Source organism: Microbacterium sp. TS-1 (genome assembly GCF_000509385.1).
Taxonomy (GTDB): Bacteria; Actinomycetota; Actinomycetes; order Actinomycetales; family Microbacteriaceae; genus Microbacterium; species Microbacterium arborescens.
Genome location: NZ_BASQ01000002.1, coordinates 291129 through 308191, shown reverse-complemented (window position 1 = coordinate 308191; position 17063 = coordinate 291129). Strand labels below are relative to the sequence as shown.

Annotated in this window: 14 protein-coding genes; 8 read left to right on the top strand and 6 right to left on the bottom strand. The window is 70.4% G+C overall.

Annotated features, from left to right (window positions below; translation table 11 throughout):
• Window positions 1-5 precede the first annotated feature (5 nt).
• The 3 genes from MTS1_RS14100 to MTS1_RS14090 are packed head-to-tail and all read left to right on the top strand — an operon-like array spanning window position 6 to window position 3486.
• A complete protein-coding gene (locus MTS1_RS14100) occupies window positions 6-542 on the top strand; it encodes an RNA polymerase sigma factor (protein ID WP_023955145.1) in 537 nt (178 codons plus the stop codon).
• Window positions 533-1681, top strand: a complete 1149-nt coding sequence (locus MTS1_RS16730) for a hypothetical protein (protein ID WP_023955143.1) — start codon at window positions 533-535, stop codon at window positions 1679-1681. Before MTS1_RS14100 ends, MTS1_RS16730 begins: the two co-directional genes overlap by 10 nt.
• A 47-nt stretch (window positions 1682-1728) precedes the next feature.
• Window positions 1729-3486: a proline--tRNA ligase gene (locus MTS1_RS14090; protein WP_023955141.1), complete on the top strand. Its 1758-nt coding sequence runs from the start codon at window positions 1729-1731 to the stop codon at window positions 3484-3486.
• A 64-nt stretch (window positions 3487-3550) separates the two neighbouring features.
• Here MTS1_RS14090 and MTS1_RS14085 read toward each other — a convergent pair whose 3' ends face one another.
• The 3 genes from MTS1_RS14085 to MTS1_RS14075 form a co-directional block, all read right to left on the bottom strand.
• Window positions 3551-4360 carry a DUF1206 domain-containing protein gene (locus MTS1_RS14085; RefSeq protein ID WP_023955139.1) on the bottom strand — a complete coding sequence of 270 codons (810 nt, stop codon included), beginning with the start codon at window positions 4358-4360 and terminating at the stop codon, window positions 3551-3553.
• 95 nt (window positions 4361-4455) lie between these two features.
• Entirely contained in the window at window positions 4456-5562 is a 1107-nt protein-coding gene (locus MTS1_RS14080) for an NAD(P)-dependent alcohol dehydrogenase (protein WP_023955137.1), read from the bottom strand.
• A gap of 98 nt (window positions 5563-5660) precedes the next feature.
• A complete protein-coding gene (locus MTS1_RS14075; protein WP_023955135.1) occupies window positions 5661-6269 on the bottom strand; it encodes an acetate uptake transporter family protein in 609 nt (202 codons plus the stop codon).
• A 141-nt stretch (window positions 6270-6410) separates the two neighbouring features.
• Here MTS1_RS14075 and nusA point away from each other — a divergent pair, with 141 nt between their 5' ends.
• The 4 genes from nusA (at window position 6411) to rbfA (ending at window position 11143) form a co-directional block, all read left to right on the top strand.
• Window positions 6411-7397 carry a transcription termination factor NusA gene (gene nusA, locus MTS1_RS14070; protein ID WP_023955133.1) on the top strand — a complete coding sequence of 329 codons (987 nt, stop codon included), beginning with the start codon at window positions 6411-6413 and terminating at the stop codon, window positions 7395-7397.
• A 30-nt stretch (window positions 7398-7427) separates the two neighbouring features.
• Window positions 7428-7679: a YlxR family protein gene (locus MTS1_RS16370; RefSeq protein ID WP_023955131.1), complete on the top strand. Its 252-nt coding sequence runs from the start codon at window positions 7428-7430 to the stop codon at window positions 7677-7679.
• Between the two features lie 95 nt (window positions 7680-7774).
• Window positions 7775-10570, top strand: a complete 2796-nt coding sequence (infB, locus tag MTS1_RS14065) for a translation initiation factor IF-2 (RefSeq protein WP_023955129.1) — start codon at window positions 7775-7777, stop codon at window positions 10568-10570.
• Between the two features lie 135 nt (window positions 10571-10705).
• The gene (gene rbfA / locus MTS1_RS14060) at window positions 10706-11143 is read left to right on the top strand and encodes a 30S ribosome-binding factor RbfA (RefSeq protein ID WP_023955127.1); all 438 of its coding nucleotides are present in this window, start codon (window positions 10706-10708) and stop codon (window positions 11141-11143) included.
• Window positions 11144-11187: 44 nt separating this feature from the next.
• Here rbfA and MTS1_RS14055 read toward each other — a convergent pair whose 3' ends face one another.
• The 3 genes from MTS1_RS14055 to MTS1_RS14045 are packed head-to-tail and all read right to left on the bottom strand — an operon-like array spanning window position 11188 to window position 15473.
• Complete coding sequence (locus MTS1_RS14055) at window positions 11188-12054, bottom strand: A/G-specific adenine glycosylase (protein WP_023955125.1); 867 nt, start codon at window positions 12052-12054, stop codon at window positions 11188-11190.
• Window positions 12055-12058: 4 nt separating this feature from the next.
• Window positions 12059-14458 (bottom strand): glycoside hydrolase N-terminal domain-containing protein, encoded by a 2400-nt coding sequence (locus tag MTS1_RS14050; RefSeq protein WP_023955123.1) that lies wholly within the window; start codon window positions 14456-14458, stop codon window positions 12059-12061.
• 13 nt (window positions 14459-14471) lie between these two features.
• Window positions 14472-15473: a LacI family DNA-binding transcriptional regulator gene (locus MTS1_RS14045; protein ID WP_052007901.1), complete on the bottom strand. Its 1002-nt coding sequence runs from the start codon at window positions 15471-15473 to the stop codon at window positions 14472-14474.
• A gap of 259 nt (window positions 15474-15732) precedes the next feature.
• Between MTS1_RS14045 and MTS1_RS14040 the strand changes: the two genes are divergently transcribed.
• Window positions 15733-17010, top strand: a complete 1278-nt coding sequence (locus tag MTS1_RS14040) for an ABC transporter substrate-binding protein (protein ID WP_023955119.1) — start codon at window positions 15733-15735, stop codon at window positions 17008-17010.
• Window positions 17011-17063: the final 53 nt, after the last annotated feature.

Below are 17063 nucleotides of genomic sequence, written 5' to 3'. Positions count from 1 at the left end.
AGGGTGTGGGAGATGATGAGGCCGCTGCATGGCAGCGACTGCGGGCGGGCGACGAGTCCGCGCTGGGAGACCTGTTCGACAGATACGAGTCGCGGCTGTTCCGGCACGCGAGCCGCCTGCTGACCGATCGCGAGGACGCGAAGGACGCGGTCGCCATCGCCTTCTTCGAGCTCTGGCGCAAGCGCGCGAGTGTGCGCCTCGTCGACGGGTCGCCGCTGCCGTGGCTGCTGACGACCGTTGCGAACACGGCGCGCAATCTCGAGCGATCGGGGCGGCGCTACCGAGCGCTGTTGGCGAAGACCCCCGCGGCGTCCGCATCCGCGGCGCCGTCGGCCCACGACGAGAGCGGTGTGCTCGCGGCACTCAAGCAGCTGCCGGCCGGTGAGCAGAGCGTCGTCGTCCTCAGCGTGCTCGAGGGCTACCCCGAGCGCGATGTCGCTCAGACCCTGGGGATCCCCGTCGGCACGGTCAAGTCACGCCTCTCACGGGCGAAGAGCCGGCTACGAGACGAGATGACGGCGTTGGAGGCATCGTGGACCTGAACGATCAGCTCACCCCGAATGAGCACGGCGATCTGCGCGATCGCATCATCGCAGGAGCGGGGCGTATGAGCGCGACCCGCGCTCGGCGCTCGCACCTGGTCGCCGGCGCCGCCGCCGTCGTACTCGTCGGGGGTGTCATCTCGGGTGTCGCCTTCGCCACGGCACGGTCGGATCACCGCATCGCCACCCCGGTTGAGACAGCGACGCCTGTGCCCCCGTCTCCGACCCCGCCGTCGACACCGACGCCGACGCCGACCTCGCCGCCCACGACGCCGTCACCCCCTGCACCGTCCCCGCCTGCGGCTGCGCTGCAGGTGGCTAATGGAGACTGCGAGGCAGTCCTGCCCGCTGACAGCCTCTCGGATGCCGTCGAATCCGACGCGCAGTTCATGGCAGATGATTCGGCTGCGGGCGACGTCACGCTAGCCACATTGGGCGGCCTGTACTGCCGCTACGCCGTGAACAGCGGCATGATGGAGCTCGTGGTGCTGCCCGCGGAGGCCGCAGCAGATGGCGTCGTCGACGAGTTTGGCGCTGACGACTGCCACGACCGCGAGATGGGGAGGTTCTGCTACCGGGTCAGCGCGGGCGAACGCTTCTGGGCGATCGTCGCCAGCTCTTCGCCGCAGGATTCTGGCTCCGACTCATCGGACCTGCTCCCCATTCTCGAGCGAGTCGACGGCTCGCTCGCCATGCTCCCGAGCGCCCACGCTGTTCCTCCCACACGACAGTGGCGGACGCCGATCGCGTGCTCGGATGCCGACACGGCTGAGCTGGCCCAGGTTGTCGGGGCGAGTCTGACGGTCGAACCTGGAACGGGATGGCCCGCGAACCTGCACACAGCCATCGCCAACGCTGCGCACCGAGAAGCGAGTTGCCTCTGGTACACCGCTGACGGCCTCACGGCTTTCAGCATCACCGTGCGCCCAGGCGCCGGGCCCGTATGGGCAGACGCTGCGAGTTCGGCGGGGGCGGGAACCCCGGTCGAGGTCGCGGGCGCGACGGACGCCCGCGTCGGTGCGAGCGCATCGGGCGATGAGGCAGTGGTCGCCACGGACGGCGTGAACCTCATCGAGGTCCGAGGGCGAGGTGCGGATCTGGCATCTGTGGCTTCGGCCTACCTGATGCGACTGGGATGACCCGCCGTGCGCACATCGCGGCCCCGCGGCATCCGTAGACTCGACTCGTGGTCACCCGTATGTCGCACCTGTTCCTCCGCACGCTCCGTGAAGACCCCGCGGGCGCCGAGGTCGCCAGTCACAAGCTGCTGATCCGCGCCGGCTACATCCGACCTCAGGCGGCGGGCATCTTCGCGTGGCTGCCGCTCGGCCTGCGCGTCAAGGCCAAGATCGAGCGCGTCGTGCGCGAGGAGATGGCCGCGGCCGGTGCCCAGGAGGTGCACTTCCCGGCCCTGATGCCGCGCGAGGCGTACGAGGCGACGGGGCGCTGGGAGGAGTACGGCGACCTGCTGTTCCGCCTGCAGGACCGCAAGGGCGGCGACTACCTGCTCGCGCCTACGCATGAAGAGGCGTTCACGCTCCTGGTGAAGGACCTGTACTCGTCGTACAAGGACCTGCCGCTGACGATCTACCAGATCCAGGACAAGTACCGCGACGAGGCGCGCCCCCGCGCCGGTCTGCTGCGCGGCCGCGAGTTCACGATGAAGGACGCCTACTCGTTCGACGCGAACGACGCGGGGCTCGAGGCGAGCTACCAGGCCCAGCGCGACGCGTACGAGCGCATCTTCCAGCGCCTCGGTCTCGAGTACGTCATCGTCCAGGCGGATGCCGGCGCCATGGGCGGGTCGCGGTCGGAGGAGTTCCTGCACCCCACGCCCGTCGGCGAGGACTCGTTCGTGCGCTCGGCGGGCGGCTACGCCGCGAACGTCGAGGCGTTCACCACGGTCGTCCCCGAGGCGGGGCCGATCGACGGGCTGCCGGAGCCGGTCGTCTTCGACTCGCCCGACACCCCCACGATCGAGACGCTCGTGGCACACGTCAACGCGAACCTCGAGGGCGAGTACACCGCGGCGCACACGCTCAAGAACGTCGTGCTCGCCCTCACGCACCTCGACGGAACGCGCGAGCTCGTCGTCGTGGGCCTGCCCGGCGACCGCGACGTCGACGACAAGCGCGTGGAGGTCGCCTTCGCGCCGGCCGAGGTGGAGCCGGCGACGGCCGAGGACTTCGCCGAGAACCCGCTGCTGGTCAAGGGGTACATCGGCCCCTGGTCGCCCGAGGGCCCGGTGCTCGGCGAGGAGTCGGCCACCGGCATCCGCTACGTCCTCGACCCCCGCGTCGTCGACGGCACCTCGTGGATCACGGGCGCGAACATCGACCAGAAGCACGTCCACTCCCTCGTCGCGGGTCGTGACTTCACGGCCGACGCGTTCGTCGAGGTCGCCACCGTGCGCGAGGGCGACCCGGCCCCCGACGGCTCGGGTCCGGTCTCGATCGCGCGTGGCATGGAGATCGGCCACGTCTTCCAGCTCGGCCGCAAGTACGCCGAGGCGCTGGGGCTGAAGGTCCTCGACGAGAACGGCAAGCTCGTCACGGTCACGATGGGGTCGTACGGCATCGGCGTGACCCGCATCCTCGCGATCATCGCCGAGCTCAACAACGACGAGCGCGGACTCATCTGGCCCGCATCGGTCGCGCCATTCGACGTCCACGTCGTGGCGACGGGCCGGGATGCCGCGGCCTTCGAGCTGGCCGAGCAGCTCTCGGGCGAGCTCGAGGCGGCGGGCCTGGAGGTCGTCTACGACGACCGCCCGAAGGTGTCGCCCGGCGTGAAGTTCGGCGACGCCGAGCTGGTGGGTGTGCCGCGCATCGTCATCGTCGGGCGCGGCGCGGCCGACGGCCAGGTCGAGCTGTGGGACCGCCGCACGGGGGAGCGCGAGACCGTCGCGGTCGCCGACGCCGTCGCACGACTCACCGCCCGCTGATCTCAGCCTCCGGTCGCCGGATGCCGCGCCGGTCGCGGCATCCGGCGCACTTCTTGCTGCGGATTCAGAGGTCGGCGTAGCGCGCGCGGAATACGGTGAACACGCCGTAGGCGATGAGCCCGGCTCCCACGACGACCACGATCTCGGGGCCGAACGTCAGGTCGAGCAGCGCTCGGATCGCGGCATCCAGGCTGCCGGCCTCCTCGGCGCGGGACCTCACGGCGGCGACGATGAGCACTCCGCCCAGCGACCCCAGAGCGATGCCTTTGGCGATGAAGCCGAGAATCCCGAGGCCCTCGACGGCGCGACCGACGGCGCCATCGGGGATCGTCATCTTCGTGTGGAACGAACGGCGCACGCCCATGACGACGAAGACCACCCCGGCGATCGCGACACCGAACCCGACGAGCACGATCGCGAAGACCTCGCCGGGAAGCGCGAGGATGCCGCGGCTCGCGTCGCGCGCGGCCTCGTCGGCCTGCGGACGTGCACCGAGCGCCACCGCGGCGGACAACCCGCCGAAGAACAGGAACACGACCGCCTGTCCCCACTCCGAGACTCGCAGCGCCCAGACGGCCGCGCCGCGCCGCCGCCGCGAGGCGAGCATGCCCTCGGCGAGATGCCACACGCCCAGCGCCGCCAGGAGCGCGGCCGCAGCCCACAGCGCGACGAAACCGAGCGGAAGCTCCGCGACCGCGCGGAAGGCCCCCGTCTGATCGGCGTCGCGCTCGCCGCCGAAGGCCACCGCGACGATGAGCGACCCGATCAGCAGGTGCACGAAGCCGTTCGCGACGTAACCGCCTCGGGCCAGCACACGTGCCGCGGGATGCCGTTCGACGGCGCTCGCCGCGTCGTGCACCCCGTGTTCGGCCATCCCGCGAGCCTACGGCCTCCCGCGCCCGACCAGACGGATCGGGCCGGAGCGCGCACCGATGTGCATGCTCCGGCCCGATCGGCGTATCCGGACCGTCAGTCCATGACGAGGACGGCCTTGACCGCCTTGCCCGACTGCGTGTCGGCGATGGCCTGCTCGATCTCCGAGAACGGGTACTTCGTGATGAGCTGGTCGAACGGGAAGCGTCCGGCCTCGTGCAGCGCGAGCATCTCGGGAATGAACTTCTGCGGCACCGCGTCGCCCTCGATCGCGCCCACGAAGGTCTTGCCCGAGCCCGAGATCGAGGCGAGCGCGATCTCGGTGCCCGGCTTCGGCACACCGACCAGCGCGATCTTGGCACCGAATGCGGTGGCGGCGACGATCGTGTCGACGACGGCGGGAACGGCGGTGGTGTCGACGGCGTAGTCCGCGCCGACCCCGCCGGTGATCTCGTGGATGCGTGCGACCGCGTCCTCGTCCTTGCTGTTGACCGTGTGCGTGGCGCCGAGCTTCGCCGCGAACTCGAGCCGCTCCGGGATGATGTCGACTGCGATGATCGTCGTGGCGCCGGCGACCTTCGCGCCCATGATCGACGACAGGCCCACGGCGCCGGTGCCGGTCACGATGACCGATGCGCCGGCGGGGACGTCGAGCGAGTTGAGCACGGTGCCGGCTCCGGTCTGCACGCCGCAGCCGAGGGGTCCGGCGATCTCGACGTCGGCGGTCGCGGGCAGCTTCACCGCGTTGCGGGCCTCGACGATGACGTGGCTGGCGAACGAGGACTGTCCGAAGAACGACCCGTGCACGGCGGAGCCGTCGGCGGCGGTCATGGTGGCCGAGCCGTCCTCACGGGCTCCGCCGAAGTTGAGCGCCATGAAGTTGCGGCAGTAGGCCTCGCGTCCCGTGAGGCAGTTGGTGCAGTGGCCGCACGAGGCGAACGACACCGCGACCTTGTCGCCGACGGCGTAGCCGACGACGGCGTCGCCGACCTGTTCGACGGTGCCCGCGCCCTCGTGCCCCAGGACGAACGGGAACGCCGCGGGGATGTGACCGTGCTGGACGGCGAGGTCGGTGTGGCACAGGCCGGTGGCGGCGACCTTCACGAGCAGTTCGTTCGGACGGATGTCGTCGAGGACGATCTCCTCGAAGGTGAACGGGGCGTCCTGGCCGTGGAGGACGGCGGCGTGCGCGTTGGTGGTCATGTGAGGTTCCTTTCGCGTTGCGGTCGCGGCGGCAGAGCCGTCGTCGCGACCGATGTCACGATCGGGCGTCGTCTCCCGCAGCGCGGGCCGCCCGGTCCTCAAACAGTATGCGCCTGAATCGATACAGGTGAGGCGGGCCGGAACCACGCGGGGCCCAGAGGCAGGATGCTGCGACCCAGCGTTCGCGTGTAGAACTTCTCGAGAAGCATGTACGCCGCGAGTGCCGACGCGACCAGCAGCGCGACCGAGCCTGCTGCCCCCACGGCCGCCGGCCCGCCGAACGCCGTGATCGTCTGCAGTCCGAGGCCGACCGCGACCGCGAGCAGCGTGACGGGCAGCACGGTGTTGCGCGATGCCGCCGAGAGGGCGAACACGAGCGCCAGGATCGAGAACATCAGCGTGAACACGCCGCGTGCGGGTCCTTCGACCTCGAAGAACCCGAGCTCGCCGCCGAGCAGGAAGCCGGGCATGCAGATCCAGTACCACCCGAAGGCGTTGTAGACGATGAAGTGGAAGTCGTCGCCCGCGAAGTAGGAGAGCATCCCCGCGGTGACCTGGACCACGCCGCCGAAGACGGCGCCGACCCAGAACACCGGGCTCTCGTTCTGCAGCCCGAGATGCTCCAGCTGCGCCGTGAGGGTGGCGATGACGAAACCGAGCAGTCCGATCAGTCCGGGGTCTGCGAGGCGGGGAGCGCGTTCGGTCATGCCCCCAGTATCGCGAGATCATCCGCCGGTCGCGGTCTCCTCGGGGCCGGGCAAACACGTTCACAGCCCCATCGGGTAACGTGGGATGGATGCCGGGAGCGCGAAACGCGCCCGGACAAGAGCTGAATATGGAGGGCCCCCATGGACATCGATCTCTCACTGCTGCGCACCGTCGAGCGAGAGAAGGAGATCCCCTTCGACGAACTCGTCCGCATCATCGAGCAGGCGGTCCTCACGGCGTACGCCAAGCACACCTCGCCCGACGGCGAGCTGCCCGAGGGGGCTCGTGCGGAGCTCGACCGCAAGACCGGTCACGTCGCCATCTACGTGCCGCTGCGCGATGAGGACGGCGCCGTCATCGGCGAGGAGGAGTCGACTCCCGACGACTTCGGCCGCATCGCCGCGTTCGCCGCGAAGCAGGTCATCAGCCAGCGCCTGCGCGACATCGCCGACGACGCCGTGCTGGGAGAGTTCCGGGGCAAGGAGGGCGACATCGTCGCCGGTGTCATCCAGCAGGGGCCGAACCCGCGCATGGTGCACGTCGACCTCGGCACGATCGAGGCCATCCTCCCGCCCGAGGAGCAGGTCGCGGGCGAGGAGTACCGTCACGGTTCGCGCCTGCGCGTGTACGTGACCTCGGTCTCCAAGGGCACCAAGGGTCCCTCGATCACGGTGTCGCGCACCCACCCCGGACTCGTCCGCAAGCTCTTCGCCATGGAGGTGCCCGAGATCGCCAACGGTCTCGTGGAGATCACCTCGCTGGCCCGTGAGGCCGGTCACCGCACGAAGATCGCGGTCAAGGCCAACGACCCCTCGATCAACGCCAAGGGCGCCTGCATCGGCGAGCTGGGCCGCCGCGTCCGCGCCGTCACGGAAGAGCTCGGCGGCGAGAAGATCGACATCATCGACTACAACGCCGACCTGCCGACCTTCGTGGCCAACGCGCTGTCGCCGGCCAAGGTGACCTCGAGCTTCGTGCTCGATGCGGCTACCAAGGCCGTCCGGGCGCTCGTCCCCGACTACCAGCTGTCGCTCGCCATCGGCAAGGAGGGCCAGAACGCCCGCCTCGCCGCGAAGCTCACCGGCGCCAAGATCGACATCCAGCCCGACTCGATCCTGGAGTCCTGACGAAACCGGGAACTCGGTCGAGGGGGTAGAATGGAACCTGTTCGAACGTGCGTGGGCTGCCGCGCGCGTGCCTCCCGGTCCTCACTCCTGCGAGTCGTGGCCCGCGACGGCGTCTTGATCGCAGATCGAGCCGCGTCGCTGCCGGGCAGGGGCGCGTGGGTGCACGAGACGCGCGAATGCATGGATGCCGCACTGCGGCGCCGCGCGTTCGGACGAGCCCTGCGGGTGTCCGGCCCACTGGACACGCAGGATTTCCCGATTGATCACCAGCGCAAAGGCTGAACGGCTATGGACACGAAGTGAACGGCTCGAAATGAGACCCGTCCGCGCTTAAGCGGTCCGCCCTGTCCGAGGGTGGGCCTTCAGACAGGAGAATTGTGGCAAAACCACGCGTACACGAGATCGCTTCCGAACTCGGCGTCGACAGCAAAGTCGCGCTCGCGAAGCTGAAGGAGCTCGGCGAGTTCGTCAAGAGCCCCTCATCCACCATCGAGCCCCCCGTGGCTCGCAAGCTGCGGGCTGCGCTCGAGGCTGAGGGCGGCTCCGCTGCCGCGGCCCCCGCTCCCGCGGCATCCGGCGGTGCCAAGCCCGGTGCTGCGCGCCCGGGCGCCGGCAAGCCCGGTCCCGCCGGCGCCAAGCCCGGTCCGGCCGCCAAGCCCGGTCCGGCCAAGCCCGCCGCTCCGGCTGCGCCGGCCGCTCCCGCTGCACCTGCGGCGTCCGCCCCGGCGGCCCCTGCCGCACCGTCGGCGACCCCCGCCGCGCCTTCGGCTCCGTCGGCTCCGACGCCCGGGGCCGGCAAGCCCGGTCCGGCCAAGCCCGCCGGTCCCACGCCCGGTGGCTCGCAGCCGCCGCGTCCCGGCGGCGCGCGCCCCGGCAACAACCCCTTCGCCCCCTCGCAGGGCATGGGTCAGCGTCCCGCCGGTCCGCGTCCGGGCAACAACCCCTTCGCGTCGGCGCAGGGCATGGGTCAGCGGCCCACGCCTGGAAACATCCCGCGTCCGCAGGCTCCGCGTCCCGGTTCGCCGCGCCCCGGTGCTCCGCGTCCCGGTGGCGCCGGTCGCCCCGGTGGCGGCGGTCGTCCCGGCGCGCCCTTCCAGCAGCGTCCCGGCGGTCCCGGTCGTCCCGGCGGTGCCGGCGGCGGCTTCCAGCGTCCGGGTGCTCCCGGCGGCGGCTTCGCCGGTCGTCCCGGCGGCGGCGGTGGTCGCGGTCGCGGCCCCGGCGGCGGAACCGCGGGTGCGTTCGGAAAGGGTGGCGGCAAGTCCAAGCAGCGCAAGTCGCGTCGGGCGAAGCGGCAGGAGTTCGAGATGCGGTCGGCGCCGGTCGTCGGCGGCGTCAACGTTCAGAAGGGCAACGGCGAGATCATCCGCCTGCGCCGCGGCGCATCGATCGCCGACTTCGCCGACAAGCTCGAGGCGCTGCGCGGCTACACCGTGCAGCCCGGCACGCTCGTGACGATCCTGTTCAACCTGGGCGAGATGGCCACGGCCACCGAGTCGCTCGACGAGGCCACCTTCGAGGTGCTCGGCGAGGAGCTCGGCTACAAGATCCAGATGGTCTCGCCCGAGGACGAGGACAAAGAGCTCCTCGAGGGCTTCGGTCTCGACCTCGACGCCGAGCTGGAGGCCGAGAGCGACGAAGACCTCGAGATCCGTCCTCCGGTGGTCACCGTCATGGGCCACGTCGACCACGGTAAGACGCGACTGCTCGACGCGATCCGTCAGACCAACGTGGTCGCGGGCGAGGCCGGCGGCATCACGCAGCACATCGGTGCGTACCAGGTCTGGACCGAGCACGAGGGCATCGAGCGTGCGATCACCTTCATCGACACCCCGGGTCACGAGGCGTTCACCGCCATGCGTGCCCGTGGTGCGCAGGTGACCGACATCGCGATCCTCGTGGTCGCGGCCGACGACGGCATCATGCCGCAGACGGTCGAGGCCCTGAACCACGCGCAGGCCGCCAACGTGCCGATCGTGGTCGCGGTGAACAAGGTCGACAAGCCCGACGCCAACCCGGCCAAGGTCCGTCAGCAGCTCACCGAGTACGGTCTGGTCGCCGAGGAGTACGGCGGGGACGTCATGTTCGTCGACGTGTCGGCGCGACAGGGCACCAACATCCAGGAGCTCCTGGACGCCGTGCTGCTCACCGCCGATGCCGGTCTCGACCTCACGGCGAACCCGAACAAGGCTGCACGCGGTGTCGCGATCGAGGCGAAGCTCGATAAGGGCCGCGGTTCGGTCGCCACGGTGCTCATCCAGTCCGGAACGCTCCGTGTCGGCGACGCGATCGTCGCGGGAACGGCCTACGGCCGCGTCCGCGCCATGATCGACGAGAACGGCGACCCGGTCGAAGAGGCCTACCCCTCGCGTCCGGTGCAGGTGCAGGGTCTGAACTCGGTGCCCCGAGCCGGCGACGTGTTCATCGTCACCGAGGAGGACCGCACCGCGCGTCAGATCGCCGAGAAGCGCGAGGCCGCCGAGCGCAACGCCCAGCTGGCCAAGGCCCGCAAGCGCATCTCGCTCGAGGACTTCACCCGCGCTCTCGAAGAGGGCAAGGTCGAGTCGCTCAACCTCATCATCAAGGGTGACGTCTCGGGTGCCGTGGAGGCCCTCGAAGAGTCGCTGCTCAAGATCGAGGTCGACGACTCCGTGCAGCTGCGGATCATCCACCGCGGCGTCGGCGCCATCACCGAGTCGGACATCAACCTGGCGACGATCGACAACGCGATCGTCATCGGCTTCAACGTCCGTCCCGACACGAAGGCTCGCGAGCGCGCCGCCCGCGAGGGTGTGGACGTCCGGTTCTACTCGGTCATCTACAACGCGATCGACGACGTCGAGCAGTCGCTCAAGGGCATGCTCAAGCCGGAGTACGAAGAGGTCCAGTCGGGTGTGGCCGAGATCCGCGAGGTGTTCCGTTCTTCGAAGTTCGGCAACATCGCGGGTGTCATCGTCCGCTCGGGCACGATCACGCGCAACGCCAAGGCGCGCGTCATCCGCGACGGTGTCGTGATCGCCGATGGCCTGGCCATCGAGTCGCTCCGCCGGTTCAAGGACGACGTCACCGAGGTCCGTACGGACTTCGAAGCGGGTATCGGCCTCGGCAAGTACAACGACATCCAGATCGGCGACGAGATCGAGACGACCGAGATGGTGGAGAAGCCGCGCGGCTGACCCATTGTTGGTTGCTACGGCGATGGATGTCGCTCGGATAACAGGACCCCCAAGACCCTGACTATCCGAGCGACATCCATCGCCTCCGCAATCGCCGGTCCGCCGACGAGCGGGCCTGAGTAGGGAGAAGAAGGTATGTCCAGCGAACGTCAGTCGCGTCTGGCCGATCGCATCCGCGTGCTCGTCGCGGAGCGGCTGGAGAAGGGGCTGCGTGATCCGCGCCTCGGCTTCGTGACCATCACCGACGTGCGGGTCACGGGTGACCTGCAGCACGCGTCGGTGTTCTACACCGTGTACGGCTCCGACCAGGAGCGTGCCGACTCCGCCGATGCGCTGCGCGCGGCGACGGGCATGCTCCGCAGCGAGGTCGGCCGAAAGCTCGGCGTCCGGGTCACCCCGACGCTCGAGTTCATCCTCGACGCCATTCCCGAGAACGCGGGCCACATCGAGCACCTGCTCCGCGAGGCGCGCGAGCGGGATGCCGCTACCGCCGCCACCGCGACCGGCGCCACCTACGCGGGGGAGCCCGACCCGTACGTCAAGCCTCGAGAGGTCGACGAGGACGAGGACTGAGGAAGAGGGATGCCGCGGCACAGCGGCATCCCTCTTCTGTCCGGTCAGCGCGGCAGACGCAGCCGACCGTCGACGGCTTCGACGAGGCCGTCGACCACGAGTGAATCGATCGCACGGTCGCGCTGAGCCGCATCGGGCCAGTCGCCGATGACGTCCTCCGCGGCGACGTCGTGGGTCGTCGCTGCGCGCAGGACCTGCAGGATCGCGCCTCGCGCCTGCCGGTCGCTGCCCTCGTAGCGCGCCTGCTTCACGCGGGTGTCGCCGGTGTCGGGATAGCCCGCGGCACGCCACGCGCAGCGGTCGGCCAGCGGGCACGCGTCGCACCGCGGTACGCGCGCCGTGCACACCAGCGCACCCAGCTCCATCGCCGCCGCGTTCACGACAGTCGACGCGGCGATGTCGTCGGGCAGGATCTCGGCCATGTCGACGAGGTCGCGTTTGGCCGCCGGACCCGGCTGTGAACGGCCCTGGACGGCCCGCGCCAGAACCCGCCGGGTGTTGGTGTCGACGACGGGGTGCCGGTCGCCGTAGGCGAAGACCGCGACTGCACGTGCCGTGTAGTCGCCGATGCCGGTGAGCGCGAGCAGATCGTCGACGTCACGGGGGACGACGCCGGCGTGGCGGTCGCGGATCTCGACGGCGGCGCGGTGGAGCCAGAGCGCACGTCGTGGGTACCCCAGGTTCGCCCATTGCCGGACGGCGTCGGCGGGGGCCGCGGCGGCGAGATCCGCCGGTGTCGGCCATCGCTCGAGCCAGGCCTCCAGCAGCGGGATCACACGAGCCACGGGCGTCTGCTGCAGCATGAACTCGCTGACCAGCGTGCCCCAGGCGCCGAATCCGGGCCGTCGCCAGGGAAGGTCGCGCGCGTTGTCGCGGTACCACGCGATGAGCGGCGAGGCGAGGTCCGGCATCCGTTCAGCCTACGATGTCACGGCTGGGCTCCTCCGTTCCGGGCTGCTGCCGCCGCATTCTCAGGGTGACGGGCTCATCGCGCAGCTCGACGACTTGCGCGCTGCCGTCCGCGTCGCCCTGCTCGTTCCGCCACGTGAACCCCGAGCCGGCATGCACCATCGTGGTTCCCGCCGGACACAGCCACGAAGCTGCGGGAAGCCTGCGCAACTCGACCGTCGCCGACGCCTCGTCCCACGACAGTCGGTCGATCACGATGCCGCCACGCGCGCGGAGCCCCGTGATGCGGCCACGGGGCCACCGCGCAGGGAGCGCGGGCAGCAGGTGGAGCGAGTCCACGGTGGACCGGCTGAGCATCGACGCGACGGCGGCGGGCAGTGCGCCGCTGGCATCGAGGTTGAAGATGCTGTCGGCGTCGTGGGTCGTTGTGAGCGACGGCCGCCAATGCAGGAGCGAGAGCCATTCGACGCACTGCACCGCCGTCTCGGCGTCACCGAGCGCGGCCGCGGCCAGACCGATCTGCGCGAGCCCGAACGCCATCTCCATGCGGCCGGGCGGGGGAGCGGGATCGTCAGCACGCCACGCGACCTTCGCGTCGATCGTGCGCTGCGCAGCCTGTCGCAGCGCGGCGGCCGGTGGCGCGTCGGCTCCGAACATCTCGTCGGTCTCGTACCAGAGCGGATACAGCTGCGAGACGTGCCGGTGCGCGGCGTTCTCCTGCGCGGCGGGGTCGAGCCACTCGGCCAGCGTCCCGTCGGGAGCCACGGCGAAGTCGGGCACGCTGCTCGCGAGCGCCTGCCAGCGGTCGTCGAGCGAGTCGTCGCCCCGGGCGCGCCCGAGCAGACGGGCCGCGCGGGCGGCGTCGCGATAGGCGGCGACATCGATCGCGGCGTCTATCGCGAGCGGCGTCGCCGAGCCGTCGGGGGTGTTCTCGGGCGAGTAGCTCGGTGAGAAGTGGCGGATGCCGTCGACCACGACCGTCGCGGTCTCACCGAACGCCAGCACGCCCTCGACGAGCTCCCAGAGCCGGTCGTCGACGACCGAACGGTCGCCCGTGAGGGCCACGGTGTCGGCCGCGATGCGCAGCACCCACGGGCCGGCGCCGGTCCAGAACACATGCGGAAAGGACCGGTCGACGTGATTGGCGATCCCGTGGGTCGACATGCGCGAGGGGAGCAGCATCCCGTCGGCACCGTAGACCCGGCGCGCGTTCTCTCGATAGTCGTCGAGGTGCGGGAGGACGAGGCCGAGGAGCGAGAGCGCGAGCTCGGGCGTTCCCGTCACCCCCACTCCCGCGAGAGCCCCGTTCTGCACGTTTCCGTTCATGGTGTAATCGGCCGACCACGCCGGCCTCCAGGTGCCCTGCCAAACACCCTGCAGGGTCGGGGGTAGCTCGCCCGTCGACGAGATGATGTTCGACCTGCCCGAGATGTACGCGATCTCGATCGCGCGGCGGACGGCCTCGGGGTTCCCGGAGCGGGCTTCGCGCCACAGCCGCTCCGTCGTCGTGGCGACCGTGTCGGATGCGCCGTCGAGGTCGAGCAGTGATGTCGTGACCAGCGAGCCATGAGCGCGCTCCTGCGAGTCGAGACGCTCGCCCCAGTCGGCGGCGGGTGCGGGAACGAACGGGTGCCCGATGACCGACAGATCGACGCGCACCGTCCGTCTCGCGCCCGCGGGCACGAGGACGCGCGCCTCGAGCCCGTCGGCATCCCGCCGCCAGACGACGCCGGACTCGGCGGTCGTCGCGGTCGCGGCGGCGAGGATCCGACCGGCGACGTCGACGATCTCGAGGCGCCCGGTGTCGCCGGCGCGCACGCGGCCCGTGACGGTGCCGGTGTAGTCGGGCGCGAACGATGCGGCGGGGGTGTCGTCGACTGTGTCGAGCGCCAGGCGGATGCGCATCTCGGTGTCGGCCCCGGCTTCGAGGGCGAGCTCGATCGTGTCGGTTGCGCGCGGGGCGACGACGCTGACCCGACGCAACGTGTCGGAGTGGTCGCGCCAGGTCACGCTCGCCACGCCACGGACGAGGTCGATCTCCCGCGTCGTCGCGGCGCACCCACCCGGGGTCGTCACCGTCAGTGAGCCGCAGAGCGCGAGCGGGTCGGTCCAGACGAGATCGGTGAACCCGGCATCGCTCAGCGCCGCACCCAGGAGCTCGTCCGCCGACCCCGAGTCTCCGGCCGCGAGCGCCGCCCGCAGTCGCGGGAGCACCGGGTGCAGCAGCGGCGCCGGGGGACGGGGATTCGCCGGGAGGAAGAACCGCTCGTGCGCTATCGAGATGCGCAGCTCGTCGCCGGGCCCGTGAACGACGGCGCCGACCCTCCCGCTTCCGACGATGAGGCCGTCCTCCCACGAGTCGGCGGGCTCTGTGCTGCGGAAGACCAGCTCCGGGCGGGCGCTCACATCGAGGCCGAGGTCACAGCGATTCGCGGTGGACGAGCGAGGTGGGAAGCACCTGCACGCGTTCGACGTCGTCTCCCCGGATCGCGCCGAGCAGCGTGTCGGCGGCGGCCCGACCCATCTCCTCGAGCGGCTGGCGCACGGTCGTCAGCGGGGGGTCGTTCGCCGCGGCCAGCAGGATGTCGTCGAAGCCGACGAGCGAGACATCCGTGGGGACGCGGCGTCCGGCCGCCTGCAGCACGCGCATGGCGCCCGCGGCCATGAGATCCGAGCAGGCGAACACCCCGTCGAGGGTCGGGACGCGCTGGAGCAGCCGCGCCATCGCGGCCGTGCCGCTGTCGAGGGTGAAGTCGCCGTGGACGATGGGGCCGGGTTCGATGCCGTGGCGCGCCAGCTCGTCGGTCCATCCGCGGGTGCGCTCACGGGCCTGCTCCATGTCGAGAGGGCCCGTGATGATGCCGATGTTCCGGCGCCCGTGCTCGACGAGCGCCCGTGCGGCGAGGACTCCGCCGCCGTAGTTGTCGGAGTCGATCACGATCGGGTCGGGGCCGATCTCGCCGCGGGGGCGGCCCACCCACGCGATCGGCACGGGCGAGTCGGCGAGTCGGTCGACGAGGTGCGTGATCTCGTGCTGGAGCACCACGATGGCGCCGTCGATCGCCCCCGATCGCAGGAACCGCGGGATCCGATCGAGGTCCTCGTGATCGGCGGGCAGCAGGACGGGCTGCACCTCGCCGGCGGAGAGCCCCTTGGCTGCGCCCTTCATGACCGCGGTGAAGAATGTGCCGCTCAAGCCGCCCAGCTCGTCGAAGGCGATGACGAGGCCGATCGCCCCGGCGCGCCCGCCGCGCAGCACGCGCGCGGCGAAGTTCGTTTCGTAGCCCAGGCGTGCGGCCTCCCGGCCGACGGCGGCGGCCATCGCCGGGTCGACGTTCGTCGCTCCGGCCAGGACGCGTGCGGCCGTCGCGCGCGAGACGCCGGCCGCGCGGGCGACGTCGACGATGGTCGGTCGAGACATGGCTCCCTCTTCCTCAGTCAGGGTCATCGAGCGAAAGATCGTTCTCTGACGCGACGATCTTTGCACGACAGCAGCCGCTGCGCGCAACCCATCGTCTGCCGGTCGTGGTCTTACGGTTCCGGTGACGAAACTGGCGGATGCCGCGGCTTGCCAGCCCTTCGATCTCGGGATACTGTGTCCCGGCATGAGAGAACGATCTCTCAGCGGGGTCTCTCAACGCCCCGCGCACATCACATGTCCCCAAAGAAGAGGAGCAGTTGTGAATCGTCGCAGACTGGCCCTGCCCGTCGCAGCTCTCGGCGTCGTCGCGATCGCGATGACCGCGTGCACATCCGGTGGGTCCGGCGGCGGGTCTGACGACCCCAACGCCGAGTTCGAGTTCTGGTCTTTCACCGGCATCGGGCAGCAGGACTCCGTCAACCAGTACCTGGAGCAGAACCCGGACGCCAAGGTGAAGCTGTCGGAGGTCGGCAGCACCGCCGAGACTGCCACCGCGCTCACCGCGGCTCTCGCCGGCGGGCGCGTTCCCGACCTCGTCATGATCCAGAACGACGAGCTTCCGAAGTTCATCGAGAACCCCGGGAACTTCGTCGACCTCCGCACCCTCGGGGGCGATGAGCTTGGGGAGGGCTACCTCGACTGGGCCATCGCCGAGGCGACCGGTGAGGACGGCTCGATCATCGGCATCCCGACCGACATCGGCGGCCTGGGCTTCGCCTACCGGGCCGACCTGTTCGAGGCCGCCGGGCTCCCGACCGATCCGGACGAAGTGGCCGAGATGTGGTCGACGTGGGACGGATTCATCGAGATGGGCAAGAAGTACACGGCCGCGACCGGAGAGCCCTTCGTCGACAACGTCGAGACGAGTGTCTTCTTCTCGACAGTGAACCAGGTCACCGAGAAGTACTACACCCCCGACGGTGAGCTCATCTTCGACACCAACCCGCAGGTCGAGGAAGCATTCGACGTCGCTGTGCGCACCTACGAGGCGGGCATCAGCGCCGGCATCGCCGCGTGGTCGTCGGGCTGGGCTCCCGGCAAGGTGAACGGTGCGTTCGCCGTGAGCACCGCGCCGTCGTGGATGCTGTCGGGCTACAAGAACGACGCCCCCGACACCGAGGGGCTGTGGCGGGTGACCTCGATCCCCGGCGTCGGCGGCAACTGGGGTGGCAGTGTCATCGCGATCCCGGCCCGTGCGAAGAACCCGCAGGCGGCGTGGAAGTACATCGAGACGATGCTGTCGCCGGAGGGGCAGACGGCGCATTTCGCCCGGACCGGGACGTTCCCGGCCGCCAAGAGCGCTCTCGAGAGCTCCGAGGTCACCAGCTACACCGACCCCTTCTTCGGCGATTCCCGCATCGGCGAGGTCATCAGCAACTCGGTGCTGCAGTTCCAGTCCTTCCACAACGGGCCCGACATGAGCGCGATCGGGGCAGCGCTTCTGAACGCCCTCGTCGACATGGAAGCGGGCAACGTCGCGCCGCGCGACGCGTGGCAGACCGGCGTCGACAGCGCCCGGGCCGCGATCGGCGGTTGACCTTACCCGTTCGGTGGTGGTCCGTCTGCGGGCGGACCACCACCCTCATCGAG